This is a genomic window from Xanthomonas prunicola (assembly GCF_002846205.1).
Taxonomy (GTDB): domain Bacteria; phylum Pseudomonadota; class Gammaproteobacteria; order Xanthomonadales; family Xanthomonadaceae; genus Xanthomonas; species Xanthomonas prunicola.
The window spans coordinates 204,697-228,232 of the sequence record NZ_PHKV01000003.1 but is presented as its reverse complement, the minus strand read 5'-3'; the positions used below and the strand labels follow the sequence as shown (position 1 = coordinate 228,232).

Sequence of the window (23,536 nt, the reverse complement as noted above, 5' to 3'; positions counted from 1 at the left end):
GGCGATCCTTGCAGGCGGTTTAATCCCTGGTGAGATAATTGCGTTGACAAATATATTTTTCGGAACAAAATGTGCGGCATGAATGTTCCGTCTACCGCCGCGCCGTCGTTTGGCTTGCTGCTGCGCCAGGTGCGTGATGCGCTGATGCGCCAACTCGATGCCGAGATGAAGGGCGAACTGCCCGATTTCGGCTTCAGCCACTACGTGGGCCTGAAGGTCCTGGCGGTGCGCTCGCCGTGCACAGCCAACGAATTGGCGCTGGCGCTGGACCAGACCCCGAGCGCGGTGACCCGCCTGCTCGACAAGCTTGAAGCACTGGGCGCGGTGCGGCGCGAGCCGCACGCGCAGGATCGACGCGCGCTGCAGATCGTCATGACCGAACAGGGCGTGGCGTTATGGGAGCGGCTGCGCTTGCGCGGCGAACGCGCCATCGAGCACGGCCTGCGCGATCTGTCTGCGCCCGAGCGCGAACTTCTTACCTCACTTCTTATCCGTGTCCGCGATGCACTCAACTCATGAACGCTGCTAGTTCCCCGACCCAGAGGCTGCGCCCGCGCTCGATGCGCCTGGCGCGGCCGTTCGTTATCACTGCCCTGGCGCTGGCACTGGCCGCCTGTGCCAGCAGCCGTGGTCTGACTCCGCAAGGCGCTGTGCTGGACCCCAGCACACTGCACGCCGAACGCACCCTGGCGCAGCAAACCACGCTGAGCCCGGCCGCGTGGCCAGCCAGCGATTGGTGGCGCGCGCTGGGCGATGCGCAACTGGATGCGCTGATCGCCGAAGGCCTGCAGCACAGCCCCAGCCTCGCTGCGGCCGATGCGCGCTTGCATCAGGCGCAGGCACGCATCGGCAGTGCGCAGGCTGAGCGCGGCCCGAGCCTCTCGGTGTCGGGTGGCTACACCGGACTGCAGCTGCCCGAATCCATGGCCGGCGAAGAGCTCGGTGGCAAGTACGGCAGCAGTGCGCAGGTGACGCTGGATTTCCGTTACGGCATCGACCTGTGGGGCGGCAAGCGCAGTGCGTGGGAAGCCGCGGTCGATCAGGCGCATGCAGCCGAAGTGGATGCGCAAGCGGCGCGATTGAACCTGTCGGCGGCGATTGCCGAAGGCTATGCGCAGCTTGCTTACGCGTGGAGTCTGCACGACCTGGCCAATGAGGAATTGGGCCGCGCGCAGAAGCTGCTGGAGCTGACCCGACAACGCCGCAGCGCCGGCATCGACAGCGAGTTGCAGGTGCGTCAGACCCAAGCGCGCGTGCCCGCTGCGCAGCAGCAGTTGCAGTCCGCGCAGCAGCAGATCGACGAAGCCCGCACCGCGCTGGCGGCGTTGGTCGGACAGGGACCGGATCGCGGCCTGGACATCGCCCGCCCGGTAGTGGGCGCGGGCATGGTCACCCAGTTGCCGAGCATGCTGCCGGCGGATCTGCTGGGCCGTCGCCCCGACGTGGTCGCCGCGCGCTGGCGCGTGGAGGCGGCCGACAAGGACATCGCAGTCGCCAAGACCCGCTTCTATCCCAGCCTCAACCTCACGGCGCTGGGCGGTGTGATCAACCCGGATGTCGGCAAGTTGCTGGAAAGCGGCTCGGTGTTCGGTCTGGTCGCGCCAGCGTTGAGCCTGCCGATCTTCGATGGCGGCAAGCTGCGCGCCAATCTGGCCGGCAGCGATGCGCAGTACGACCTGGCCGTGGCCGACTACAACCAGAAAGTGATCTCTGCGCTGCGCGAAGTGGCCGACCAGGTCACTGCAGTGCGTTCGCTGGAGCAACGTGCGCAGGCGCAGACCGATGCCGTGCAGACCGCAACGGCTGCCTTCGATCTGGCCCAGCAGCGCTACCGCGCCGGCATCGGCAGCTATCTGGAAGTGCTCAGCGTGCAGGAGCAGTTGCTCGTCGCACGCCAACGCATGGCCGGGTTGCAGTCGCAACAACTTCTGGCCTCGGTGAGGTTGCAGCGTGCGCTGGGTGGCGGATTCACGCCGGAGCCCGCACGCGATACCGCACCCACCGCGCCCACTTCCGCACAACCGAATTCCTGAGACATCGACGATGAGCCAGACGACTTCAACTTCTCCTCAGCCCGCACCCGCCGCGCCCAGCAAGCGCCGTACTGCGCTGCGCATCGTGGCCATTGTGGTGATCCTGGCGATCATCGGCCTGGTGGTGTGGTACTTCCTGGTCGGCCGTTGGCACGAAGACACCGACGACGCGTATGTGCAGGGCAACCAGGTGCAGATCACTCCGATGGTGGGCGGTACTGTGGTGAGCATCGGCGCCGAAGACGGCATGCGCGTGGAGCGCGGCCAGTTGCTGGTGCAACTGGACCCGGCCGACACCGAGGTCGCGGTGCAGCAGGCCGAAGCCAATCTCGCCAAGACCGTGCGTCAGGTGCGCGGTCTGTATCGCAGCGTCGAAGGCGCGCAGGCTGAATTGTCGGCACGCGAAGTCACGCTGCGCAGTGCGCGCTCGGACTTCGCACGGCGTAAGGATCTGGCTGCCACCGGCGCGATCTCCAACGAAGAACTAGCGCATGCCCGCGACGAACTGGCCGCAGCCGAAGCGGCCGTGAGTGGCTCGCGCGAGAGCTTCGAGCGTAATCGTGCGTTGGTGGACGATAGCGCGGTGGCCAATCAGCCGGACGTGCAGACCGCTGCCGCGCAGCTGCGTCAGGCGTATTTGAATCATGCGCGCACCGGCGTGGTAGCACCGGTGTCGGGTTACGTCGCACGTCGCTCGGCGCAGGTTGGCCAGCGTGTGCAGCCGGGCAGCGTGCTGATGGCGGTGGTGCCGCTGGAACAGGTGTGGGTGGAAGCCAACTTCAAGGAAACCCAGCTCAAGCACATGCGTCTGGGCCAGGAAGTGGAACTGCATTCTGATTTGTACGGCGGCGGCGTGAGCTACACCGGCCGTATCCAGAGCTTGGGCCTGGGCACCGGCAGCGCGTTTTCGCTGTTGCCGGCGCAGAACGCCAGCGGTAACTGGATCAAGATCGTGCAGCGTGTGCCGGTGCGAATCGCGGTGGATTCCAAGCAATTGGCCAGCAACCCGCTGCGGATTGGCTTGTCGATGAAGGTCGAAGTCAATCTGCACGATCAGCAGGGCAGCGTATTGCCGACCAAACTGGCCAATGGCGCGGTGTTCTCCACCGACGTGTATGCGCAGCAGCTCAAGGCCGCTGACGCCGATATCCAACGCATCATCCAGGACAACCTGCCGTCGCAGGCTGCCAGCAAGGCGGGCTAAGCCACCATGTCTTCGCAAGCTCCCACCGCGCCCGGCGGTCCGGCGGCACCAGCGCCCGCCGCCGGCTTTCGCCCGGCCAGTGTGGCGTTGTGCACCGTGGGCCTGGCCATGGCCTCGTTCATGCAGGTGCTGGATACCACCATCGCCAACGTCTCGCTGCCCACTATCGCCGGTAATCTCGGCGCCAGTTCGCAGCAGGCGACCTGGGTGATCACCTCGTTCGCTGTCAGCACCGCGATCGCGTTGCCGTTGACCGGTTGGTTGAGTCGGCGCTTCGGCGAAACCAAGTTGTTCGTGTGGTCCACGCTTGCATTCACCATTGCCTCGCTCCTTTGCGGCCTTGCCCAGAGCATGGGCATGCTGGTGGTGGCGCGTGCGCTGCAAGGGTTTGTTGCCGGGCCGATGTACCCCATCACCCAGAGTCTGCTGGTGTCGATCTATCCGCGCGAAAAGCGCGGGCAGGCGCTCGCATTGCTGGCGATGATTACCGTGGTGGCGCCGATCGCCGGGCCGATTCTGGGTGGCTGGATCACCGACAACTACAGCTGGGAATGGATCTTCTTGATCAACGTGCCGCTGGGCATCATCGCCAGCAGCATTGTGGGTTCGCAGTTGCGGCATCGTCCCGAACAGCTCGAAAAGCCGCGTATGGATTACATCGGCCTGATCCTGCTCGTGGTCGGCGTGGGGGCGCTGCAGTTGGTGTTGGACCTGGGCAATGACGAAGACTGGTTCTCTTCCGACAAGATCGTGGTGCTGGCCTGCATCGCTGCGGTGGCGCTGGTGGTGTTCGTGATCTGGGAGCTGACCGACAAGGATCCCATCGTCGATCTCAAGCTGTTCCGGCATCGCAATTTCCGCGCCGGCACATTGGCGATGGTGGTGGCGTATGCCGCGTTCTTCAGCGTGAGCCTGCTGATCCCGCAATGGCTGCAGCGCGACATGGGTTACACCGCGATCTGGGCCGGCCTGGCCACCGCACCGATCGGCGTCCTGCCGGTACTGATGACGCCGTTCGTGGGCAAGTATGCGCTGCGCTTCGACCTGCGCATGCTGGCCACCATCGCCTTTATCTTCATGTCGTTCACCAGCTTCTTCCGCTCCAACTTCAACCTGCAGGTGGATTTCAGCCATGTGGCGACCATCCAGCTGGTGATGGGCGTGGGCGTGGCGTTGTTCTTCATGCCGGTGCTGCAGATCCTGCTGTCGGATCTGGACGGGCGCGAAATTGCTGCAGGTTCCGGCCTCGCCACGTTCCTGCGCACATTGGGCGGCAGCTTCGCTGCATCGTTAACCACCTATCTGTGGGCACATCGCACCCAGGTGCACCACGCGCATATCACCGAGCACATTTCGGTGTATACGCCCGGCATGCAGGAACAAGTGGCTGCGATGGGGCAGGGCGACCTGCAACGCGGCGCTGCATCGCTCAATAACATGATCAACCATCAGGCCTCGCAGATGGGCTTCAACGACATCTTCTATCTGCTTGGTTGGACCTTCCTGGCGATCATCTTCTTCCTGTGGCTGGCCAAGCCGCCGTTCGGCGCCGGTGCCGGCAGTGCCGCGGCGGCCGGGGGGCACTGAGCCCCTGGTAAGAGGCTGCTAGACTCGCGCCGTCAACGCAGGAGCGGGCGATGGTCATGTGGTCGGCAGGGATGGTGCGCAGGCAATGGGACCTGCTCGATGGCAGGTCGCCATCGCTGCATCGCGTGCAATCTCGCCGATTGCGGCCGCTGCCCGCACGCCTGCTGTGCGGGCTTGTGGCTGCGACGATGCTTGTCACGCAAGTGTGCTGTTTTCCGGCGATCGCCGCGCCTGCGTCGCTTGAGGATGCGTTGACCCAGCAACTGCAGGTCAATCGTCAGCGCTATGGCATCCTCGGTCAGGCAGTGTCTGTCGTGCACAACGGCAAGCCGCTGTTTCGCGGCGTCGATGGGCTTGCCGATCTGGACACGAAGCAGGCGGTGACGCCCGAGCAGATCTTCCCGGCGTTTTCGGTGAGCAAGCTGTTCGTCAGTACGCTGATCATGCAACTGATCGAGGCGGGACAGATCGATCCGGATCAGCCGGCCAGGCGCTATTTGCCCGAGTTGCCGCAGCCCTGGGCGCGCATCACCGTTGCGCAACTGCTCAACCATACCTCCGGCCTACCCGAGTATTTCGAACCGGCGCAGATGAGTGACACGGATGAAGCCGAGGCTTCATTGCCAGCGACTGCGCAAGCGCTGTTCGACGTGTTGGCGGCGAGACCTCTGCGTTCTGTGCCTGGCAGCGAAACGCGCTACGTCAACACCAACTACGTCGTTCTTGCGCAGCTCTTGCAGGCGCATTACCGCAAGCCCTACGCGCAGGTTGCGTCAGAGCGAATCATCGAAACGCTGCAGCTGTCGCACACATTTCTGGGGCGCTCAAGGTTGCCCGCCCATGGATTGGCCACCGCCTATGTCGGCAAGGATGGAAAACTGCAGCAAGAGCCGCAGGTTGCATTGCCCGATTACGCGCTGGGTCATGGCGATCTGTACACAAGCATCGACGACCTGAGCACATTTCTGGAAGCCATGCGCACCGGAAAATTGGTGGGCAAGGCAACGCTGCAGCGGCTCTGGCAACCGCACGTGTTGGCGAACGGACAGCAAGGTTGGTTCGCCAGCGGCTGGGAGGTCGGGCAGGATGATGCGTACCCGTCTGTTGGACACGACGGCGGTGCGCGGGTCAGGGTGCGGATCGTGTTTGATCGGACGTTGGATGGCGACAGCTACAGCATCGTTTATCTGACCAATGGCAGTGCGCGAAATGTGTGGAGCAGGGTACTGGTGGATAGCGTTCTTGCCAGGGTTTCGCCGCAGCGGTTTCCCAGTAAATCGCTCTCTGAAACGTTGATCGCCTTTGCGCTGCGTGCGCCCGACGAGAAAGATCCCGGCAGTCTTGCAGAGACGCTCCGGACAGATTTCGGCTTCTCAACGGATGCGCTCGAGCGCGCGATCAATACGGCCGGCTATACCATCTTGTCCAACCTGGGCGCCGACGCAGCGATTCATGTGTTCATGCTCAACGCGCAGATGTTTCCTGCATCACGCAATGCATTGGATAGCCTGGCGGAGGCCTATGACGCAGCGGGAGACGCTGCGCGCGCTACGCGTATCAGGCAAACGATCAAGAGGAGTTCCAACGACTTAGACTGAAGCGCTGGCGATGCGTGACAGCAATTGCCGGCGCGTTATCGATTGTCGGCTGCCGGTTGCGCCGCGTGCGATAACTGGAGAGCTTTATCGTCTGCAGTATCCCGTTCGGTTAGCGTTTTCTGTTTGCGTGCCGCTGCAAGATTGCTAGCGCGATTGCCTTCAGGGTCAACGTCAAGCAACTGCAGCGCTTGTCCCTGGTAGCGCACGTCCAGCGCGTCCTGCAGGCGGCGCAGTGTCTGCACATGGCCGCAGAGCGCGGCGGCCCTGGCTTCAATCGTCCTGGCGCGCGTGTCTAGCCTGGCATCCAGTTGGCTATCCATCGCTTGCGCACGGGCATCGATCCCGTCCGCGCGGCCAGTGGCAATCTGCCACATCATGTGGCGCGCGATACTGCCCTTGAAGCTGTCGGCTTCTTGTTCGACATAACGCTCGAAGTTGCCATCGAAGGCCTGTTGCTCCCAGCGCCCTTTGCCCAGCGTGCCGTCGACATAATCGCTGGCACGCCGGCGCAGGCGTTCGATCTTGCGGGCGTTGAGCCAGCTGCCGGTCAATACCTGGACCACACCGCCCAGCGCGTCGTAGCTCAGGTCAATCATCTCGTGCGCTAACCCAGAAACCTGCGGCATCAGCAAGCGGGTTTCTTCTTCCATCTTCCGCAGTCGTTCGCGGTCTGCAGCACCGATCGGTTGCACCTGATGATCGATGCTCAGTTCGCCTGCGTGGAAGAACACTTCGCGCGGTATGCCATTGTCGCGGTACAGCCAGATACCGCCGCTGTCGGCAAGCACATTGAAGGATGTGCCAAGCCCGCATTGCCGCGAAGACACCTGCGCGCGATGCGTCTGCGATGGGCGGCTTTCGGCATCCTGCGCCGACGCCTGCGCGCTGAGTGCGGCAATCAGCAACAGGGCACGTTGCAATGGGCGAAGCATGGGCGAAGTGCCGTGATGGGCGACGCGTCATCCTCGCCTGTGGTGACGGCCGGTGACGCGTGTCGAAAGTCACTGCGTCGCACGGCAGGGCGGGTCTGGATCGCGCTGAGGCCCCGCGCTATCTGCAAGCCGCAACCAGCACTGCTGCGCGCGCGCGTTGCTTGCGGATCATCGTGCTCAGACGCGGAGCAGCTTGGCGCCCGCCGGCTTTGGGGGTGTCGTCGTCAAACGAGGGTGACGTGCTTGCTGGATGTGCTCCCAGACAGCGCTTGCGACGGCGAGCGGGATATATCAGGCAACCGCCCAAACGAAAAAACCCCGCCGAAGCGAGGTTTTTTACGATCTACCGTGAGTCGTGGTGCCCAGGAGAGGACTCGAACCTCCACGAAGTTGCCCCCGCTAGCACCTGAAGCTAGTGCGTCTACCAATTCCGCCACCTGGGCGACTCAGGGGGAGAATTGTGCAAGGTGCGCGCGAGGCTGTCAACGCATCCGGCACATTTTTTCGTGGCGACTTGCGCCGCATGGCAACCCAACCAGCCCGAGCTGGCGTATGTACGCATCGGTGCATGCGCCCAATACGCTTACGGCAACTGTGCGGCCTGCAAGGTGACTTCCGCGCTCTGCACCGGTTCGTTCGCCGAGCGCGCCAGTTGCACGCGATAAGTGCCCGTCGCGATCGTCCAGCGACGTGCCTTGGCGTCGAAATCTGCCAGGGTCTTGGGCTCGGCAATCACTTGCACGCTGCGCTTTTCGCCTGGCTTGAGCGTGAGCTTCTGCCAGCCGATCAGGCGCAGCGGGGTGGCGTGGCCATCGGGCAGGGTGACGTAGAGCTGCGGCACGGCAGCCCCTTCGCGCTGACCGATATTTTCCACCTCGAAACTGGCGGTGAGTTGGCTGCAGTTCGCCTCCACACGCAGCCCGCCCATGCGGAACTGCGTGTACGTCAGGCCATGGCCGAACGGGTAGCGTGGCGTCAGCTTGCGCGCGGCAAACCATTTGTAGCCGACGTTGGCGCCTTCGATGGCGTAGTCGATGCTGTCTTCGCCAGGCTTGGCCGGCTTGAAGCCCAGGCCCGGAATCGACGGGCGCGGCAGCTGCGATTCGTCCACCGGCCAGGTCACCGGCAGGTGGCCGGAAGGATTCACTGCGCCGGTCAGCAGGTTGGCAATCGCCTCACCGCCACCGATGCCCGGGTACCACGCCTGCAACACCGCCGGCACGCGCTCGGCCCACGGCATGCGCACCGGCCCGTTGGTTTCCAGCACCACGGTGGTCTTGGGGTTGGCCTTGGCCACCGCCTCGATCAAGGCGTCCTGGTTGTCGGGCAAGCGCATGTCCGGCAGGTCCACCGATTCTGCCGCCCATCGGGTAGCGAACACGATCGCCACCTCGGCGGCCTTGGCCGCGCGTGCCGCGGCAGCGCGGTCCTTGCCGTCGACATAATCGATCTGCACGTTCGGCAACGCGGCGCGCAGCGCCTGCAGCGGCGAGGACGGATGGATGATCACCGGGCCGGGCCAGGTGGTCGGGGTGAGGCCGGGTACGGCGTTGCCACCGTTGATGGTGTAGTCCACACGCGAGGAACCACCGCCGGACATCACGCCCTTGTCGGCGTAGCCACCGATCACCGCGATGCGGCGCACGTCCCTGGACAGCGGCAACATGGCCTGCTCGTTGCGCAGCAATACGCTGCCTTCTTCGGCCACGCGCTGCGCAGCCAACAGACCGGCATTGCCATCGATGGGCTGGCGCTGGGTCGGATGATCGAACGCGCCATGCGCGAACAGGCTGCGCAGCACGCGCTTGACCATGTCGTCAAAGCGCGCGCGCGGCACCACGCCGGCCGACACCGCCATGCGCAACGGCGCATCGAAGAACACCGCCGCATCGAACACTTCGCCTGCCGATTGTTGATCCAGCCCGGCCAACGCCGCCTTGGAGCCGCTGTGCACGCCGCCCCAGTCGGACATCACGTAACCGGGGTATTTCCATTCCTGCTTGAGCACCTGGTTGAGCAGGTAATCGTGCTCGCAGCCGTAGACGCCGTTGATCTTGTTGTAGGAGCACATCACCGAGGCCGGGTCGCCGATCTTCAGTGCGATCTCGAACGCCAGCAGATCCGATTCGTGCATCGCCTGCTCGCCGATCTGCGCGCTATGGAAGTTGCGCCGCGTCTCCATGTCGTTGAGTGCGAAGTGCTTCATCGTCGACAGCACATGTTCGCTTTGCACGCCACGAATCGATTCGCCGACCATGGTGCCGGCCAGCAACGGATCTTCACCCGCGTATTCGAAATTGCGCCCGTTACGCGGATCGCGCTGCAGGTTGACGCTGCCGGCGAGCAACACGTTGAAGCCCTGCTGCCAGGATTCGCGACCCATGGTCTTGCCACCGGCATAGGCCAGCTGCGGATTCCAGCTCGACGCGGTCGACGGGCCGGACGGCATCGCGGTGGCGTAATCGCCCTTGCGGATGCCGCCGGGATTGGTCACGCCCACGCCGGCATCGGCCAACTGCTGCGCGGGGATGCCCAGGCGCGGAATACCGGGCACATAGCCGGCCGAACCGAGCGCACCTTCAGGCTTGGGAACCTTGTCGGTGCCCAGGCCGAAATAGCTGCGCAGCATCTGGAATTTTTCGTCGTCGGTCATCTGCGCCAGTAGCCGGTCCGCACGCTGGTCGGCGGTCAACCCGGTGTCCATCCACGGCTGCGATGCCGGTGCGGATTGGGCGCTTGCCAACGGTGCGCCCAGCGCAATGCCCATGCCCATGAGAACTGCCAATACAAGGGGGCGAGGGCGATTAACGGGCGTTGTAAACGTTTTCATATCAAGCTGTGGCACGGGGTGTCCTTGTAGTGCTGGGTCATAACAAATCAGGGGGCACCGGAGTGCCCGAATCGGCGCGACGCGGCGGTGCCGCGCGGTCGCTTGCCGGAATCGACGCGGCGGTTAGAAGTCGATCTGCGCGGTGCGGAGCACTGGGTAGAGCTGGTAGCGCTCATCCCACGATGCGTGGCGCTTGGCGAAGAATTCCAGACGTGCCTGCGGGTTTTTGGCAAAGTCCGGGTCGCTGGCGATGCGCTGTTCGAATTGCGCCTTCAATGCGGCATCGTGCGCAAGCATGCCGCGCGCCACCTCTTCGGCGACGTAGGCTTCCATGTATTCCTTGCGCTCGAACGCGGTGTTGAAAAAGCCCCACTGCAGCAGCGAATCCGGTGCCTGCGGTTCCAGTATTGCCATCACCAAACGCGCCTTGGGTTGCGCGATCGGCACGAACAACGAGCCGGCCGGTACGGTGCGGGTTTCATCGCGCCATTGCCCGCTGAGTTCGACGGTCTGATGGCTTTCGTTGGAGCGTGCCGCGAACTTGACGGTATCGGCGCGGAAGGTCTGCACCGGGCGCTCCGCTGCACTGCCGATCGTCTGAAACGCGATGCCATGCAGGCGCAGTTTTTCGCCCACCAAGGCGGCTTGTGCAGCGGGTACCAGATAGCCGCCGCGTGGCGCATCTACCACCACATCGGGCTTGATCTGGTCGCGCAGCGGCACCTGCCAGATTTGCGGTTTGCTCTCGTCGTAGTGCGTCATCAGCGCGCCGGAAATCGGCGAAGGCGTGCGCGTATACGCGTAGCCACGAAACGCGACCGTGCGCGCCTGCGGGCCGGCAGCGAAGCTCAACGGCTCGGACGTGCCAGCCAGATGCGTGGCGCGTTGATCGGCAGCCACTGCATTGGCGCGCCACTGCGCGCCATTGCGCGCGGCCTGCTGCAGCACCGAGACGATGGCATTGCGGGTGACACGCACGCGCGTGGGGTAATCCTTCCACGAATGCGTTTCCACCAACATCCCGAAGCGGTTGCGTAGCAGGAAATAACCGTGCGAGAAGCGCGGAGGCGAGACGTCGTCGGCAAAGCCGGAACTGGGATCGTCTTCGTGCACGAAGGACGGGTAATACGGCAGCGGCAGCGAGCCCTGTTTTTTCAGGTCGGCAAGCACCGCGTCGCGCCAGCGTGTGCCATCGCGCTGCAAGGTCGCATCGCCGGCATGCACGGGTTCCACCTGCACCGATACGTCGTGTTCGAATTTGGCGCCATCGGTGACGTGCAGGTCCACGTACATGAGCGGGTCCCACTGCTGTACTAGCTGCAGCATGGCCTGCATTTCCGGCGCATCGGCCTTGACGTAATCGCGGTTGAGATTGAGGTTCTGCGCGGTGGTGCGCCAGCCCATCTGCTCGGGGCCGCGCTGATTGGGGCGGTTCCAGGCGCCGAAGCGCTCATGCCCGTCGACGTTGAACACCGGCACGAACACCCACACAACCTTGTCCAGCACGCCTTTGCCGGCCTTGCCGTCGAGCAACTCGCGCAGCGCCAAAAAGCCCGCGTCCTTGCCATCGATCTCGCCGGCATGGATACCACCCTGGATCAGCACCACCGGCAGTTCGCGCCGCGCGGCCGATTGCGTGTCGAGCGCGCCACTGGTGGAGGCGACCAAGGCCTTCATCGGGCGGCCCTCCGGCGTGGTGCCGAACTGGATGCAGCGCACCGCCTGTGGGTAGCGCTGCGCAAACGCATCGCATAGCGCAATGACTTCGTCGTAGCGTCCGGTCTGCACGAAACCGCTGCGCTCTGCCTGCGTTGTCAGCGGCGTGGCAGCCAGGGCGGCGGGGGTGGAAGTCAGCAGCAACAGGCTCAGGGCCAGGCGGGTGAAGCGGGGCATCCAGCGGTCCATTGTTCCAGGAAAACGTTTGCAATGTAGCCGAGCCAGCGTGCGAGGCCAATCTGCACTGCGTCATGGTCCCGCCGTGATCCATGCAGCGCGGAGAGCGTAACCGAACGCGGCAATGGAGTTCTGTCGACCATGTGATCGGCGTCCGAGGCGGGCGAAAAACGACGCGGAGGCCGCGCACCGTTGGCGCCAGCGCCGTTGTCCGCACACTTGCTCAACATGGCCCACCTGGGAACACGGTCTGTCAGCCGCGCCCGCGCGTGACAGTTCGGGCCGCGCAATGGCGGCATGCGGGTGCCCGCCGGTACGATAGGGGCTGTTTTCAGCACGACCGGACTGCCTTTGACCACCTCCATCTCGCCAGGCGCTTCTGCCGGCGCGCGGCTGCCGCGCCAGATTTCGTTCATCATCGGCAACGAGGCCTGCGAGCGTTTCAGCTTCTACGGCATGCGCAACATCCTGGTGCAGTTCCTGATTACCTCGCTGCTGCTGCAGGAAGTTGGCGGGCCGGGCCGCGAGGCCGAAGCCAAGCACATCCTGCACAGTTTCATGATCGGGGTGTTCTTCTTCCCGCTGCTGGGCGGCTGGCTGGCCGACCGCTTTTTCGGCAAATACAACACCATTCTGTGGTTCAGCCTGATCTATTGCGCCGGGCACGCCTGTCTTGCGCTGTTCGAAGACAGCCGTGACGGGTTCTTCCTGGGCCTGGGCTTGATTGCCCTCGGCGCAGGCGGCATCAAACCGCTGGTGGCCTCGTTCATGGGCGACCAGTTCGACCAGTCCAACAAGCATCTGGCCAAGGTGGTGTTCGACGCCTTTTACTGGATCATCAATTTCGGCTCGTTGTTCGCCTCGTTGCTGATTCCGCTGGCGTTGAAGAATCTTGGCCCGGCCTGGGCATTCGGCATCCCCGGCATTTTGATGTTCGTGGCCACGCTGGTGTTCTGGCTCGGGCGCAAGCGCTATGTGCTGGTGCCGCTGCCGCCGAAGGACCCGCATGGTTTCGCTGCGGTGGTGCGCACTGCATTACTGGCGCATGCGCCGGGGCGGGGTCGCCCCGGGTTGGTGCTGGCGGTCGTGTCGGTGTTGCTGGCGCTGGCCGGTTTCGCGCTTATCGAACAGTTGGGCATCGTGGTGTGCCTGTGCATGGCACTGGTGCTGTTGCTGGCCGGCATCGGTGGCGGCACTTGGTGGCAGCTGGAACGCGCGCGCGGCACGCATCCGGATGCAGCGGTCGAAGGCGTGCGCGCATTGCTGCGGGTGCTGGTGATCTTTGCGCTGGTGACGCCGTTCTTTTCGTTATTCGACCAGAAGGCGTCGACCTGGGTCCTGCAGGGGCGCGAGATGACGATGCCGGCCTGGTTCACCGCCTCGCAGATGCAGGCGCTCAATCCGCTGTTGGTGATGCTGCTGATTCCCTTCAACAACCTGGTGCTGTACCCGCTGCTGCGGCGTGGCGGCTGGGAGCCCACCGCGCTGCGCCGCATGACCTGCGGCATCGCCTTCAGTGGCCTGGCCTGGATCGCGGTCGGCGCCATCCAGATCAGCATGGATGGTGGCGAGCCGATGCACATCGCCTGGCAGATCCTGCCCTATGCGCTGCTGACCTTCGGTGAGGTGCTGGTGTCGGCCACCGGCATCGAGTTCGCCTACAGCCAGGCGCCGCCGTCGATGAAGGGCGTGGTGATGAGTTTCTGGTATCTCACCACCACCGTGGGCAATCTGTGGGTGCTGCTGTCGAACGTGGCAGTGCGCAACGCGACGGTGACCGCGCATATCGCCGATACTGGGTTTAGCGAAGCGGCATTTTTGATGTTCTTCTTCGCGGCGTTTGCATTCCTGGCGGCCCTGGCCTTCGGCCTGTACGCACGCCGTTATCGCATGGTCGACAATTACCGTACTGCCTGAGGTCTGCATGATTACCCTGATCCTGATCGCCATCACCGGCATCGTCTCGTGGATGGCGTTCAACAACCGCAAATTGAGCGACCGGCTGATCCTGTGGCCGCCGGCGGTGGACAAGCACAAGCAGTACGACCGCCTGGTGACCTACGGCTTCATCCATGCCGACCTGGGGCACCTGGTCTTCAATATGGTCACGCTGTTCTTCTTCGGCCGGGTGATCGAGCAGGTGATGGCCGAGCTTACCGGCAGCGTGCTGACCTATCCGTTGTTCTATCTGGCTGCACTGGTGGTCTCGATCCTGCCCAGCTACCTGAAGAATCAGAAGAATCCCAATTACCTCAGCCTGGGTGCGTCCGGCGCGGTCTCAGCGGTGTTGTTCGCCTTCATCCTGCTGCAGCCATGGACGATCATCCTGGTGCTGTTCATTCCGGCGCCGGCGATCATCTATGCGGTGTTCTACGTCGGCTACAGCCTGTGGATGGACCGCCGCGGCGGCGATCGCATCAACCACAGCGCGCATCTGGCCGGCGCCGCGTTCGGTGTGATGTTCATGCTGATCATGGAGCCGCGCGTGTGGCAGGTGTTCCTGGAACAGCTGTCCCATCCACGCTTCGGCTGAGCGCGGGCTGGCGGCGATTGTGCTGGCACAAGGCGGCTTGCAATCGCCTGTTGATAGCGGGTGTTTGCGAGTCGTCGCATAGCGCGAACGGTGGTTGCAGCAGGCGCAGTGTGGCGCTCGACGGCAGCAGGGTCGAACGGAATGGGCCGTTGCGGGAAGCGGATTAGCAGCGGCTCCATCAGGCCGAGCCGTGGCCGATGCGCCACGGTGGCGTGGGCCTGGTAGATGAGGGCAGCGTCCAACAGGGGCGCGCAGTCACGGGCCGGCTGCAGCGATGCCTGAACTAGCCGGCCCCTTTGCTGTTGCTCCAGTTCCAGACAACGCTATCGGTACGCAGCCGGCGACGGCATGCTCAATGCGATCGACGACGGCGCCACGGACGAGACCGCCACGGCGCAGCGATGCCAGCTCAGGCCGCGTTGCGTTCCTGGTCAGTGCTGGATGCCACGCCGTAGGCCTGCTGCAGGCGCTCGTACACGGTATCGTTGAGCTGCGTGAAATCCGGAGTGTGGGTATCGCCTTTGAGGGCGAACTGGAACAAGTTTTCCAGCAACGAGCTATCGCTGTCAGCGCTGTGTCCTGCCGAATCGTGGTTCATGCGGTGGCTCCCTCTTAGATAGGCGAAGACGTCGGCGGCTTCCGCAGACCGGTCGCAGCGATTGCCTTCGGGTCAGCTATCGGCGCTTCCCGAGTGAACTTGAGCGCGCTTTCTGCAAGCTGCGCCGCCGATCACAGCATCGATTCACTTTCACGCAGGCGCGGCGTCGCGCTGGTCACACTGATGACCACTTCCTGCTTGGCGCAGACAATGAGAGAGGTGTCGACAGTGCACGCAGAACACGATCTTGCCCGTCAGCGTTTCGACATAGATACCGATGGACATCGCGCCGAGCTGGCGTATCGCTGCCAGGGTGAGATCATGACCATCACCCACACGCAGGTGCCAGACGCGATCGGCGGACGCGGTATCGCTGCAGTGTTGGTCGAGGCTGCTCTGGACTATGCACGCCAAAGCGGTTTGAAAGTGGTGCCGGCCTGCAGCTATGCCGATGCCTACGTGCGGCGACATCCGCAATTTCAGGATCTGCTGGCCTGACCAGCAGTCGAGTCTTTTCGTAACGCTATTTATCAGGGGAGCGGGCGGTAATGGGGCGGTTGCTTGGAGTCAAGGCAGTGCAGGGCTTGTTGGTGTTGGTCGCGTTGGCAGGGTGTACGCAACGTGCACCGACAGCCGCAGAGCCGAACGAGCCTGCAGCTGAAGCAGCGGCCGCGACAGCGCCGCCTGCAGCGCCGACCGTCGTAGAGAGCGGCGGCCCGCTGGAAGATGTGATCGAACATGCGCCCGCCTATATGGTGGGCATCAGCTATCCGCACGGGCTGGATGCGTATCCGGAACTCACTGCGCTCATTCGCGGCTATGCGCAGGACGCGCGTGCCGAACTGATGCAAGCCGTGTCCGGCCTGGGCAACGACAAGCCGGCCGTGCCGTATGAGCTGTCGCTGGCGTTCGAGACGATGTTGCAGACCCCCGACCTGATCGTGATTTCTGCCGACGGCAGCCGTTACACCGGCGGTGCGCATGGCGAGCCGCTGGTGGCGCGTTTGGTATGGTTGGTCAAGGAGCGCAAGCAGTTGACCGCGCAGGCACTGATTCCGGACCCGGCAGGCTGGGAAAAAATCGGCAGCGGGGTCGCGGCGCAATTGCATGCTGCAGCGACCCAGCGCGTCCAAGCGGATCGCGTGCCGGTAGAAGAGCAGGCCGAACAGGTGGCGTCGGCCGATCGCATGATTGCCGAAGGTACTGCAGCGCAAGTGGATAATTTTGCACAATTCGTGCCGGTGTTGAATGCGAGCGGGCAGATCACTGCCGTGCGGTTTGTGTTTCCGCCGTATCAGGTGGGCCCGTACTCGGATGGCACGCAAACGGCAGAGGTCGCTGCCTCCACGCTATTGCCTTGGGTCGCACCGGAATATGTACATCTCTTCGCTCGCTGAGGTGTTGCGCAGCGCTTGATGTGATTGAATGGCGCGGCCATTCAGTAATGTATTCCAAACGGGTGATATGAGTAGTTTCGATCCAACCGCAAGGCGCGTGGACCATACCTGCGTGCGTTATCCAGCGTTCCCGCGGGAGCCGGCAGTGCTGGTGAGACTGATCAAGCATCTCTACAAGCGACTGCACACGCAGGCCTGTGCACTGCTCAGGCCATATGGCATCAGTCCGCCCGAATACGAGATTCTGATGATGCTCTACGGCACGTCGGAGCAAGCGATCACGCCGACCGAGGTGGCCGAAGCCGCCAGCGAAAAACCGGCCAACATCACCCGGCTGACCGATCAGCTATGCGAGAAGGGGCTGATTATGCGTGCCAGCAGCTCAGACGATCGGCGCAAGATCGTACTGACGCTGCTGCCTGCCGGGTTGGCCTTGATCGAAAGCCTCTTGCCCGATGTCTGCACGCTGGTGAATGCAGAAACCGCGAGCATGAGTGAAGCCGAACAGCTGCGTTTGGAAAAGCTGTTGAAGAAGCTGCTGGAGAGCGTGGACGCGATTTCCGAATGAGTCCTTCCGGACCGGGCGACCACTGTCGTGCGGTTCGCGGTTGACTGCAGGTGCACGATGCGCTTGCGCCAGGCCGCATTGGGCGCGCGGCTTAACGCCACTGGCGCGCGCGCGCATTGCGCTCGCCTTCGGCGTCGAGGGCCTGGCCGTCGATGCGCGCGTCGATGGCATCCAATAAGGCGGTCGGCAGTGTGCTGGAGGCCATGCGCAACTCGCTGTCGTTGCCTTGCGGCTGCATCGGCGCAACCACTTCGATGCGCCAGCGCTCGCCCTGACGGCAAGCCAATCCAGCGTGGCTGGATTTCAGTGAAAAGCTGCGGCAATAGTGGCCATCGCGCGCGCGAAAACTCAGGCCCATGCGAACCTCGTCCTGCTGCTCGCCTGAAAGCTGGCGGTCCAGTGCCAGCGCAAGTGCACCGCTGGCGTCGTGTCCTTGCTCGGCCAACACGGCAGACGGCGCAGGCTGCGGCGGCTGACGTTGCCACAGCCAGAGGCCGATCAGCAGCGCGGCCGCGATCGAACCGGGCACAGCCCAACGCCGCGCTGCGTGCCGCCGCATTGCAGGCACCGGCGCTTTAGTAGGGACGGTGGCCGTGATGACAGAGCTCTGCGGCGAGGTCGGTGGGCGCTGTCGCACCGCATCCAGCAAGTGCGCCGGGATGGGTTCCTCGAGCACCGATGCATAGCCGTTACGCAGTCGCGCTTTCACCTGCTGCAACTGACGCACCTCCGCAGCCCGCTGCGGATCGGTCGCGAGCGCGGCTTCGACGCGTTCGGCCTGATCCGGTGTCAACGCGCCGTCTGCGTACGCCTGCAGACTGGATTGGTCGATGTCCTTCACGGGGTTTCCTCCAATAACGCCTGTAGCGCTTCGCGGCCGCGTGCCAGGCGACTGGTCAGGGTGCCGATCGGGATTTCCAGGACCGCAGCGGCGTCCCGATACGACAATCCCTCGATCAACACCAAGGCGATCGGCCACCGTTGCTCGTCGGGCAACTGCGCCATCGCCGTCTGTACCGCCATCCACTCCTGCTGGCGCTCCATCGGGCTGTCGCCTACCTGTTCTCCTTCTGCGGCGCTGACGAACAGCTGGCGTCTGCGCCGCTGCGCGCGAACTTCATCGAGCCAGGCATGACGGATGATGCCAAACAGCCAATATTGCAGCGGCGTTTCCGGCCGCCACTGCGCGCAATGACGCAAAGCCCGTTCGATCGCCACCTGCAGCAGATCGTCGGCATCGGCAGGATGGCCGGCAATCGCGCGCGCGAAACGCCTGAGTCGCGGTAGCAGTGCACAGATGCCGTCGCTGACGGGCGCCACAGGGTCAAGCTCATTCATCAGCTATACGTCTGGCAAGGTGGTTTTCTTCCGTGCACGCTGTAAGCGTTCACGGTGCGTCTGCGAGGCGCGATTAGTGTGGCATGGCATGCAACAAGCGACCATGGTGGGGTGGGCGATGGCGAAAATCCGGGGCACGCGCTGGTGCTGGCTTGCACTACTGGCTGTCGGCCAGCCGGTGTCGGCGCAACTTGCGTTGCCCTCTGTCGGGGGGCTGGCGAACGACGTGACGCAAGCCGTACCGCCGCTGTCGGCTGCGCCGGATCGCGCGTTGCAGCAAGCGCAGGGCGATCTGCGGCGGTTGCGCAGGCTGCGCCTGGATGCGCTTGTACGTGCGCGGCCGCGCGATCTGGATCGCGATGCCGATGGCGCGATCGTGATGCGTGGTCAGATCGTGGCGTTGGCGCCGGGTCCAGCGGCCTTGCAGACAGCGCAGACAGCCGGTTTCGTCGTCGCAGAGCAACGCGGCTTCGATGCGCTCGGGTTGCGCGTGGTGGTGTTGCGTGCGCCGTCGGGTCTGGCAACGCAACAGGCGATGCAGCGGCTGCGCCAGCTCGACCCCCAGGGCGAGTATGTCTACAACCATCTCTATAGCGAGTCCCAGGCCGGCGAGGCGCCCGCTGTCCAGGCGCCTGCCGGTTCGGCTCAGACCGATACGGCGGCGGGGTTTCGGGTGGGGCTGATCGATAGCGGTGTCGACGCGGGGCATCCTGCGCTGGTCGGTGTGCAGGTCCAGCGCTGGGGGTGCGATGGACGCGCGCGCCCTCAGGTCCACGGCACTGCGGTGGCATCGCTGTTGGCCGGACGCGCGGTCACGCATGGTCCCATCGCGCGCACTTTATTCGCGGCCGATCTGTATTGCGGTACATCCAGCGACGGTGCAGCGGTCGAACTGGTCGCTGCGTTGGCCTGGATGGCGCAGCAAGGCGTTGCGGTGATCAATATCAGCCTGGTCGGGGCACCTAACCGGCTGCTGGAACGTGCGGTGGCCGCGTTGGTGGCTCGCGGTCATTTGCTGGTGGCGGCCGTCGGCAACGATGGACCGGCGGCGCCGCCGCTTTATCCGGCCTCCTATCCCGGTGTGATCGGCGTGACTGCGGTCGACACGCGGCTGCGTGTCCTGCCGGAGGCCGGGCGCGGTACCCAGGTGGTGTTTGCCGCGATCGGCGACATCCTTGCCGCCGCGCCGCAAGGGCAGTGGAAACGGCAGCGCGGAACCTCGTTCGCTGCGCCGCTGGTGGCGCGGATCGCGGCGCAATCCCTCGCGCAGCCCGATCCTCAGGCCGCTGCTGCGCTGCGTGCACAGTTGCAACGCAGCGCGCACGACCTTGGGGCGAGCGGCGTCGACCCGGTGTATGGCTACGGTGTGCTGGGCGAAGAGCTCCCCCTGCAGCGAGCCCCGGAGCGGTGAATGCTTCCTGTCTGCGTAAGGCCAGGTCGGGATGAGCGCTTGCGTTCGGTTCGTATGGCTGGGTGAGGCCGCAGATTGGCTGCGGCAGCGAAGGAGATAGCGATGAAGAACACGACCTTGATCTCCAGTGCGGTGATGGCTGCGGTGTTGGCGCTGGGCCCCGGGCTGGCGGGCGCACAGGCACTCGGCGGTGCCGGCGGACTCACCGGGACGGTGGGCGGCACCGTCGGTGGGGTGGGCGGTGCGACGCTTGGCGGTAACGTGGGCGGCGCTGGCACTCTGGACGCAGGGTCTACGCTCGACCACGGGCAGCGTGCGATCGATGCGCAGTCGCGGCATGTGCGTGGCGCAGCGCAGCGGACCGCCGCGCGCGGTGCCGCCGCCGCCTCGGCGACGAAGGATGCCGCCGGCGATGCCGCCATGGGGGCAAAGACCATGACCGAGACAACGGCCGCCAGTAGCGTAGCGACAGCGCGTAACACCGCGCAGATGGCACATAGCGGCGCGAACAGTGCTGTCGGCAGCGCGCAGACGGCTGCCCGCGCGACTGGCTCGGCTGGCATGCAGACGGTTCAAGGAGCCGCTGCCTCCAGTCATGCCGGCACGCTAGGCACTCCGGCGCTGAGCGGGAGTGGTGCAGCCGGCGGAAGCGCCTCGCACACTGCTAACGCCAACATGAGCCCGTCGTCGGCGCGGGTGTCGGGCGGGGCCAGCGCATCCGGGTCTGGTGCTGTGCAAGCCGGGAATGGACAGGGCAATGCCAGCGGTTCGGTCGGTGCTGGCGTCGACACCAGCGCTTCGAGTCAGGGGCAGTAACCTGACCTGAGTCCGTGAAAGACAGATGCGTGGTCGTTGCTGCAGAGGCAGTTCAGCGGCGCCCGGTTCACCGGGCGCCGCTGTTGTTTGTGGGGAGCGTCAATGAGCGAAGTGCCATTGAGTTGAGCGCACTGGGCGTGTCAATCGCACCTGTGCCGATGGCGGTACTGTGCACGTGCCCGACAAGCCGACAAGGCGCATAACCACATCACTGCGGGAGTCGCTTTTATCCGCCCTTCGGGGTGCCTTCCGTGCCCAGCAGAAGATCGCATCGGCGAAATTTGCGATCAAGCGCCGATCTGGGAATGCTGGGCCAGTGCGCTGCATGCGATCGGTGGGATTCACACGCAAACACCCGTTTCCCCCTCTCCCACAGGCGGGAGAGGGGGCAAGCGTTGATAGCAGGCCAGCGAACGATGCATCATCGCCAGCCGCTTTGGACTCAGCGCTTTGGTGTTTCCGCTGTCTCGGTCAGGCCTCGCTTTTCGAGCAGCGGCTCGATCTGCGGCGCATGCCCGGCAAAGTTCTGGAACAGCTCCATCGCATCCACGCTACCGCCGCGCGAGAGCAGAGTCTTGCGGAAACGATCGCCATTGGTGCGGCTCAGACCACCGTGCTGCTTGAACCACTGCTGGGTATTGGCGTCCAGCACTTCCGACCAGATGTAGGCGTAATAGCCCGCTGCGTAACCGCCCATGATGTGGCTGAAATACGGCGTCTTGTAGCGCGGCGGCACCGGTGCATAGGCGATGCCGTCCTGCTGCAGCGCCTTGGCTTCGAATGCCATCACGCCAGCGGCGTCCGGTACTTGGTTGGCGCTGACCTGATGCCAGTTCTGATCCAGCATTGCCGCACCCAGATACTCGGTAGTGGCAAAGCCCTGATTGAACTTGGACGCGGCAATCACCTTGTCCAGCAGTGCCTGCGGCATCGGCGAGCCGTTCTGATAATGCTTGGCGTAGTTCTTCAGGATGGACGGCTCGTCGGCCCACATCTCGTTGACCTGCGAGGGGAACTCGACGAAGTCGCGCGGCACGCTGGTGCCGGAGAAATACGGGTATTTGACGTCGGAGAACATGCCGTGCAGCGCATGGCCGAACTCATGGAACATGGTGGTGACTTCGTCCCAGGTCAGCAACGTCGGCTGGCCGGCCGGTGGCTTTGGAATGTTGAGGTGATTGGCCACCACCGGCTTGAAACCGGTCAGATCCGACTGCGATACGTAGGAGTTCATCCAGGCGCCACCGCGCTTGGATTCGCGCGCATACATGTCGGCAATGAAGATCGCCAGCTGCTTGCCGTCGGCGTCGAACACGTCATAGACGGTGATGTCGTCGCGGTAAGTCGGCAGGTCGGTGCGCTGCTTGAAGGTCAGGCCGTATTCCTGATTGGCCGCATAGAACACGCCGTTTTCCAGCACGTTCTTCAGCTCGAAGTACGGCTTGAGCTGGGATTCGTCGAAGTCGTATTTGGCCTGGCGCACCTTCTCGCTGTAGTAGGCCCAATCCCAGGCTTCGAGTTTGAAGGTCGGCTTGCGTGCAGCTTTTTGTTCCTTGTCGATCATCGCCTGCAGATCGGCGGCCTCGCGCTTGGCGTTGGCCACCGCAGCCGGCGCCAACTTGCCGAGCATGGCGTTGACCGCTTCGGGGGTCTTGGCGGTCTGGTTTTCCAGCGAATACGCGGCATACGTGGGGAAGCCGAGCAGCTTGGCCTTGTCGGCGCGCAGCTTCATGATGCGCGACACCAGCGCGGTGTTGTCGTACTGACCGCCGTGGCTGCCGCGCGACACCGAGGCGTCGTAGATCTTCTTGCGCAGTTCGCGGTTCTTCAGCTGCGTCAGCGGCGGCTGGCCGGTGGTGTTGAGCAGCGCGATCACGTACTTGCCGTCGAGCTTGCGCGCCTTGGCGGCTTCGGCGGCAGCGGCAATCTGCTCTTCGGACAGACCATCGAGCTGCTTGACGTCATCCACCACCACTGCAGCGGCGTTGACCTCGGCCAGCACGTTCTGGCTGAAGGTGGTGCCCAGGTTGGCGAGTTCGGCATTCATCGCCTTGAGCGTGGTCTTGTCGGCATCGGAGAGCTTGGCGCCGTCGCGTACGAAGTCGCTGTAGTACTTCTCGACCAGGCGCAGGCTTTGTGCGTCCAGGCCCAGCTTGGCGCGCTGGTCGTACAAGGTCTGGATGCGCGCGAACAGCTTGCCGTTGAGCGAGATCGCATCGCGATGCGCGGCAAACTTGGCCGAGTAGTCGGCCTGCAGCTTCTTGCGTGCGTCGTTGGTGTCGGCACCGACCAGATTGAAGAACACGGTGGTGGCGCGGTCGAGCGTGGCGCCGCTCTTTTCCAGCGCGATGAGGGTGTTGTCGAAGCTCGGCTTGGCGTTCTGGTTGGCGATCTTGTCCACTTCCTTCAACTGCTCGGCCATGCCGGCGTCGAAGGCCGGTGCAAAGTCGCTGTCGGTGATTTTGTCGAACTGCGGGTAATGCAGCGGCAGCGTGCTGTCGGCAAAGAAGGGGTTGGCTTGGGTGGCAGCCTGCGTGGTCGCGGGTGCGGCGATGCTGTAGGACGGCATGGCAAGTCCCAGGGAAGCGGCCAGGGCAAAAGCGAGACGGGTGGTCAAGAAGGTAGCTCCAAAGTGCGAGCCGCCGAGGCTAACCCAGCCTGCCGGGACAGGCGTGTGACAAAAGGCATGGCTGCAAGGTCAACATGCGCCAATGGGCGAACGTGGTCGATGGAGGCGAGCGCGACCGAATCGGCGGCGGCAATGTGGACGGGCTGCTGAGCACACTGGACGACGGCAG

At 64.1% G+C, this 23,536-nt stretch carries 19 protein-coding genes and 1 tRNA gene; 12 read left to right on the top strand and 8 right to left on the bottom strand.

Annotated features, from left to right (window positions below; translation table 11 throughout):
- Positions 1 to 78 precede the first annotated feature (78 nt).
- From XpruCFBP8353_RS11010 to XpruCFBP8353_RS10990, 5 genes are read left to right on the top strand one after another with little or no spacing between them, the layout of a single operon-like run.
- Positions 79 to 519, top strand: coding sequence for a MarR family winged helix-turn-helix transcriptional regulator (locus XpruCFBP8353_RS11010; RefSeq protein ID WP_101363278.1), 441 nt, complete (start codon positions 79 to 81; stop codon positions 517 to 519).
- A complete protein-coding gene (locus XpruCFBP8353_RS11005) occupies positions 516 to 2,033 on the top strand; it encodes an AdeC/AdeK/OprM family multidrug efflux complex outer membrane factor (RefSeq protein ID WP_101363277.1) in 1,518 nt (505 codons plus the stop codon). Before XpruCFBP8353_RS11010 ends, XpruCFBP8353_RS11005 begins: the two co-directional genes overlap by 4 nt.
- 10 nt (positions 2,034 to 2,043) lie before the next feature.
- Positions 2,044 to 3,237 (top strand): HlyD family secretion protein, encoded by a 1,194-nt coding sequence (locus XpruCFBP8353_RS11000; protein ID WP_101363276.1) that lies wholly within the window; start codon positions 2,044 to 2,046, stop codon positions 3,235 to 3,237.
- A 6-nt stretch (positions 3,238 to 3,243) separates the two neighbouring features.
- The gene (locus XpruCFBP8353_RS10995) at positions 3,244 to 4,824 is read left to right on the top strand and encodes a DHA2 family efflux MFS transporter permease subunit (protein ID WP_101363275.1); all 1,581 of its coding nucleotides are present in this window, start codon (positions 3,244 to 3,246) and stop codon (positions 4,822 to 4,824) included.
- Positions 4,825 to 4,874: 50 nt separating this feature from the next.
- Positions 4,875 to 6,422 carry a serine hydrolase domain-containing protein gene (locus XpruCFBP8353_RS10990; protein WP_101363274.1) on the top strand — a complete coding sequence of 516 codons (1,548 nt, stop codon included), beginning with the start codon at positions 4,875 to 4,877 and terminating at the stop codon, positions 6,420 to 6,422.
- Positions 6,423 to 6,457: 35 nt separating this feature from the next.
- Here the strand turns inward: XpruCFBP8353_RS10990 and XpruCFBP8353_RS10985 are convergent, their stop codons facing one another.
- The 4 genes from XpruCFBP8353_RS10985 to XpruCFBP8353_RS10970 all read right to left on the bottom strand — a co-directional run bounded on the left by XpruCFBP8353_RS10985 (position 6,458) and on the right by XpruCFBP8353_RS10970 (position 12,077).
- Entirely contained in the window at positions 6,458 to 7,354 is an 897-nt protein-coding gene (locus XpruCFBP8353_RS10985) for a DUF2884 family protein (RefSeq protein WP_162301024.1), read from the bottom strand.
- Between the two features lie 356 nt (positions 7,355 to 7,710).
- Positions 7,711 to 7,797 (bottom strand) — tRNA-Leu (locus tag XpruCFBP8353_RS10980).
- A gap of 140 nt (positions 7,798 to 7,937) precedes the next feature.
- Positions 7,938 to 10,184, bottom strand: coding sequence for a beta-glucosidase family protein (locus XpruCFBP8353_RS10975; protein WP_101363273.1), 2,247 nt, complete (start codon positions 10,182 to 10,184; stop codon positions 7,938 to 7,940).
- A gap of 123 nt (positions 10,185 to 10,307) precedes the next feature.
- On the bottom strand, positions 10,308 to 12,077 hold the full coding sequence (locus XpruCFBP8353_RS10970; RefSeq protein WP_101363655.1) for a M14 family metallopeptidase: 1,770 nt from the start codon (positions 12,075 to 12,077) through the stop codon (positions 10,308 to 10,310).
- Between the two features lie 351 nt (positions 12,078 to 12,428).
- On the opposite strand from XpruCFBP8353_RS10970, the gene XpruCFBP8353_RS10965 reads away from it, so the two are divergent.
- Both XpruCFBP8353_RS10965 and XpruCFBP8353_RS10960 read left to right on the top strand, forming a co-directional pair.
- Positions 12,429 to 13,994, top strand: coding sequence for a POT-type proton-dependent oligopeptide transporter (locus tag XpruCFBP8353_RS10965; protein ID WP_101363272.1), 1,566 nt, complete (start codon positions 12,429 to 12,431; stop codon positions 13,992 to 13,994).
- Positions 13,995 to 14,001: 7 nt separating this feature from the next.
- The gene (locus XpruCFBP8353_RS10960) at positions 14,002 to 14,610 is read left to right on the top strand and encodes a rhomboid family intramembrane serine protease (protein WP_101363271.1); all 609 of its coding nucleotides are present in this window, start codon (positions 14,002 to 14,004) and stop codon (positions 14,608 to 14,610) included.
- A 409-nt stretch (positions 14,611 to 15,019) separates the two neighbouring features.
- On the opposite strand, the gene XpruCFBP8353_RS10955 is transcribed toward XpruCFBP8353_RS10960, so the two are convergent.
- On the bottom strand, positions 15,020 to 15,208 hold the full coding sequence (locus XpruCFBP8353_RS10955; protein WP_101363270.1) for a hypothetical protein: 189 nt from the start codon (positions 15,206 to 15,208) through the stop codon (positions 15,020 to 15,022).
- Between the two features lie 183 nt (positions 15,209 to 15,391).
- Between XpruCFBP8353_RS10955 and XpruCFBP8353_RS10950 the strand changes: the two genes are divergently transcribed.
- From XpruCFBP8353_RS10950 to XpruCFBP8353_RS10940, 3 genes are all read left to right on the top strand, one after another.
- Entirely contained in the window at positions 15,392 to 15,706 is a 315-nt protein-coding gene (locus XpruCFBP8353_RS10950; RefSeq protein WP_101363654.1) for a GNAT family N-acetyltransferase, read from the top strand.
- Positions 15,707 to 15,756: 50 nt separating this feature from the next.
- Positions 15,757 to 16,605 (top strand): DUF3298 and DUF4163 domain-containing protein, encoded by an 849-nt coding sequence (locus tag XpruCFBP8353_RS10945; RefSeq protein WP_101363269.1) that lies wholly within the window; start codon positions 15,757 to 15,759, stop codon positions 16,603 to 16,605.
- Positions 16,606 to 16,672: 67 nt separating this feature from the next.
- On the top strand, positions 16,673 to 17,173 hold the full coding sequence (locus XpruCFBP8353_RS10940) for a MarR family winged helix-turn-helix transcriptional regulator (protein ID WP_101363268.1): 501 nt from the start codon (positions 16,673 to 16,675) through the stop codon (positions 17,171 to 17,173).
- A 91-nt stretch (positions 17,174 to 17,264) separates the two neighbouring features.
- Here the strand turns inward: XpruCFBP8353_RS10940 and XpruCFBP8353_RS10935 are convergent, their stop codons facing one another.
- Both XpruCFBP8353_RS10935 and XpruCFBP8353_RS10930 read right to left on the bottom strand, forming a co-directional pair.
- On the bottom strand, positions 17,265 to 18,014 hold the full coding sequence (locus XpruCFBP8353_RS10935; protein WP_108723534.1) for an anti-sigma factor family protein: 750 nt from the start codon (positions 18,012 to 18,014) through the stop codon (positions 17,265 to 17,267).
- Entirely contained in the window at positions 18,011 to 18,511 is a 501-nt protein-coding gene (locus XpruCFBP8353_RS10930) for an RNA polymerase sigma factor (protein ID WP_101363267.1), read from the bottom strand. Before XpruCFBP8353_RS10930 ends, XpruCFBP8353_RS10935 begins: the two co-directional genes overlap by 4 nt.
- A 118-nt stretch (positions 18,512 to 18,629) precedes the next feature.
- On the opposite strand from XpruCFBP8353_RS10930, the gene XpruCFBP8353_RS10925 reads away from it, so the two are divergent.
- Together XpruCFBP8353_RS10925 and XpruCFBP8353_RS10920 are read left to right on the top strand one after the other, a co-directional pair.
- Complete coding sequence (locus XpruCFBP8353_RS10925) at positions 18,630 to 19,922, top strand: S8 family serine peptidase (protein WP_243391096.1); 1,293 nt, start codon at positions 18,630 to 18,632, stop codon at positions 19,920 to 19,922.
- Positions 19,923 to 20,024: 102 nt separating this feature from the next.
- Complete coding sequence (locus tag XpruCFBP8353_RS10920; RefSeq protein ID WP_101363266.1) at positions 20,025 to 20,738, top strand: hypothetical protein; 714 nt, start codon at positions 20,025 to 20,027, stop codon at positions 20,736 to 20,738.
- A gap of 442 nt (positions 20,739 to 21,180) precedes the next feature.
- On the opposite strand, the gene XpruCFBP8353_RS10915 is transcribed toward XpruCFBP8353_RS10920, so the two are convergent.
- The gene (locus XpruCFBP8353_RS10915) at positions 21,181 to 23,355 is read right to left on the bottom strand and encodes a M3 family metallopeptidase (protein WP_207759624.1); all 2,175 of its coding nucleotides are present in this window, start codon (positions 23,353 to 23,355) and stop codon (positions 21,181 to 21,183) included.
- Between the last annotated feature and the right edge of the window lie 181 nt (positions 23,356 to 23,536).

What these genes read in the sequence shown, in the direction of transcription:
- XpruCFBP8353_RS11005 (WP_101363277.1), top strand. Translation starts at nt 516, where the DNA reads ATGAACGCTGCTAGTTCCCCGACCCAGAGGCTGCGCCCGCGCTCGATG.
- XpruCFBP8353_RS10925 (WP_243391096.1), top strand. Translation starts at nt 18,630, where the DNA reads ATGGCGAAAATCCGGGGCACGCGCTGGTGCTGGCTTGCACTACTGGCT.
- XpruCFBP8353_RS11010 (WP_101363278.1), top strand. Translation starts at nt 79, where the DNA reads ATGAATGTTCCGTCTACCGCCGCGCCGTCGTTTGGCTTGCTGCTGCGC.
- XpruCFBP8353_RS10945 (WP_101363269.1), top strand. Translation starts at nt 15,757, where the DNA reads ATGGGGCGGTTGCTTGGAGTCAAGGCAGTGCAGGGCTTGTTGGTGTTG.
- XpruCFBP8353_RS10990 (WP_101363274.1), top strand. Translation starts at nt 4,875, where the DNA reads ATGGTCATGTGGTCGGCAGGGATGGTGCGCAGGCAATGGGACCTGCTC.
- XpruCFBP8353_RS10955 (WP_101363270.1), bottom strand. Translation starts at nt 15,208, where the DNA reads ATGAACCACGATTCGGCAGGACACAGCGCTGACAGCGATAGCTCGTTG.
- XpruCFBP8353_RS10975 (WP_101363273.1), bottom strand. Translation starts at nt 10,184, where the DNA reads ATGAAAACGTTTACAACGCCCGTTAATCGCCCTCGCCCCCTTGTATTG.
- XpruCFBP8353_RS10950 (WP_101363654.1), top strand. Translation starts at nt 15,392, where the DNA reads ATGACCACTTCCTGCTTGGCGCAGACAATGAGAGAGGTGTCGACAGTG.
- XpruCFBP8353_RS10930 (WP_101363267.1), bottom strand. Translation starts at nt 18,511, where the DNA reads ATGAATGAGCTTGACCCTGTGGCGCCCGTCAGCGACGGCATCTGTGCA.
- XpruCFBP8353_RS10940 (WP_101363268.1), top strand. Translation starts at nt 16,673, where the DNA reads ATGAGTAGTTTCGATCCAACCGCAAGGCGCGTGGACCATACCTGCGTG.
- XpruCFBP8353_RS10970 (WP_101363655.1), bottom strand. Translation starts at nt 12,077, where the DNA reads ATGCCCCGCTTCACCCGCCTGGCCCTGAGCCTGTTGCTGCTGACTTCC.
- XpruCFBP8353_RS10995 (WP_101363275.1), top strand. Translation starts at nt 3,244, where the DNA reads ATGTCTTCGCAAGCTCCCACCGCGCCCGGCGGTCCGGCGGCACCAGCG.
- XpruCFBP8353_RS11000 (WP_101363276.1), top strand. Translation starts at nt 2,044, where the DNA reads ATGAGCCAGACGACTTCAACTTCTCCTCAGCCCGCACCCGCCGCGCCC.
- XpruCFBP8353_RS10985 (WP_162301024.1), bottom strand. Translation starts at nt 7,354, where the DNA reads ATGCTTCGCCCATTGCAACGTGCCCTGTTGCTGATTGCCGCACTCAGC.
- XpruCFBP8353_RS10960 (WP_101363271.1), top strand. Translation starts at nt 14,002, where the DNA reads ATGATTACCCTGATCCTGATCGCCATCACCGGCATCGTCTCGTGGATG.
- XpruCFBP8353_RS10920 (WP_101363266.1), top strand. Translation starts at nt 20,025, where the DNA reads ATGAAGAACACGACCTTGATCTCCAGTGCGGTGATGGCTGCGGTGTTG.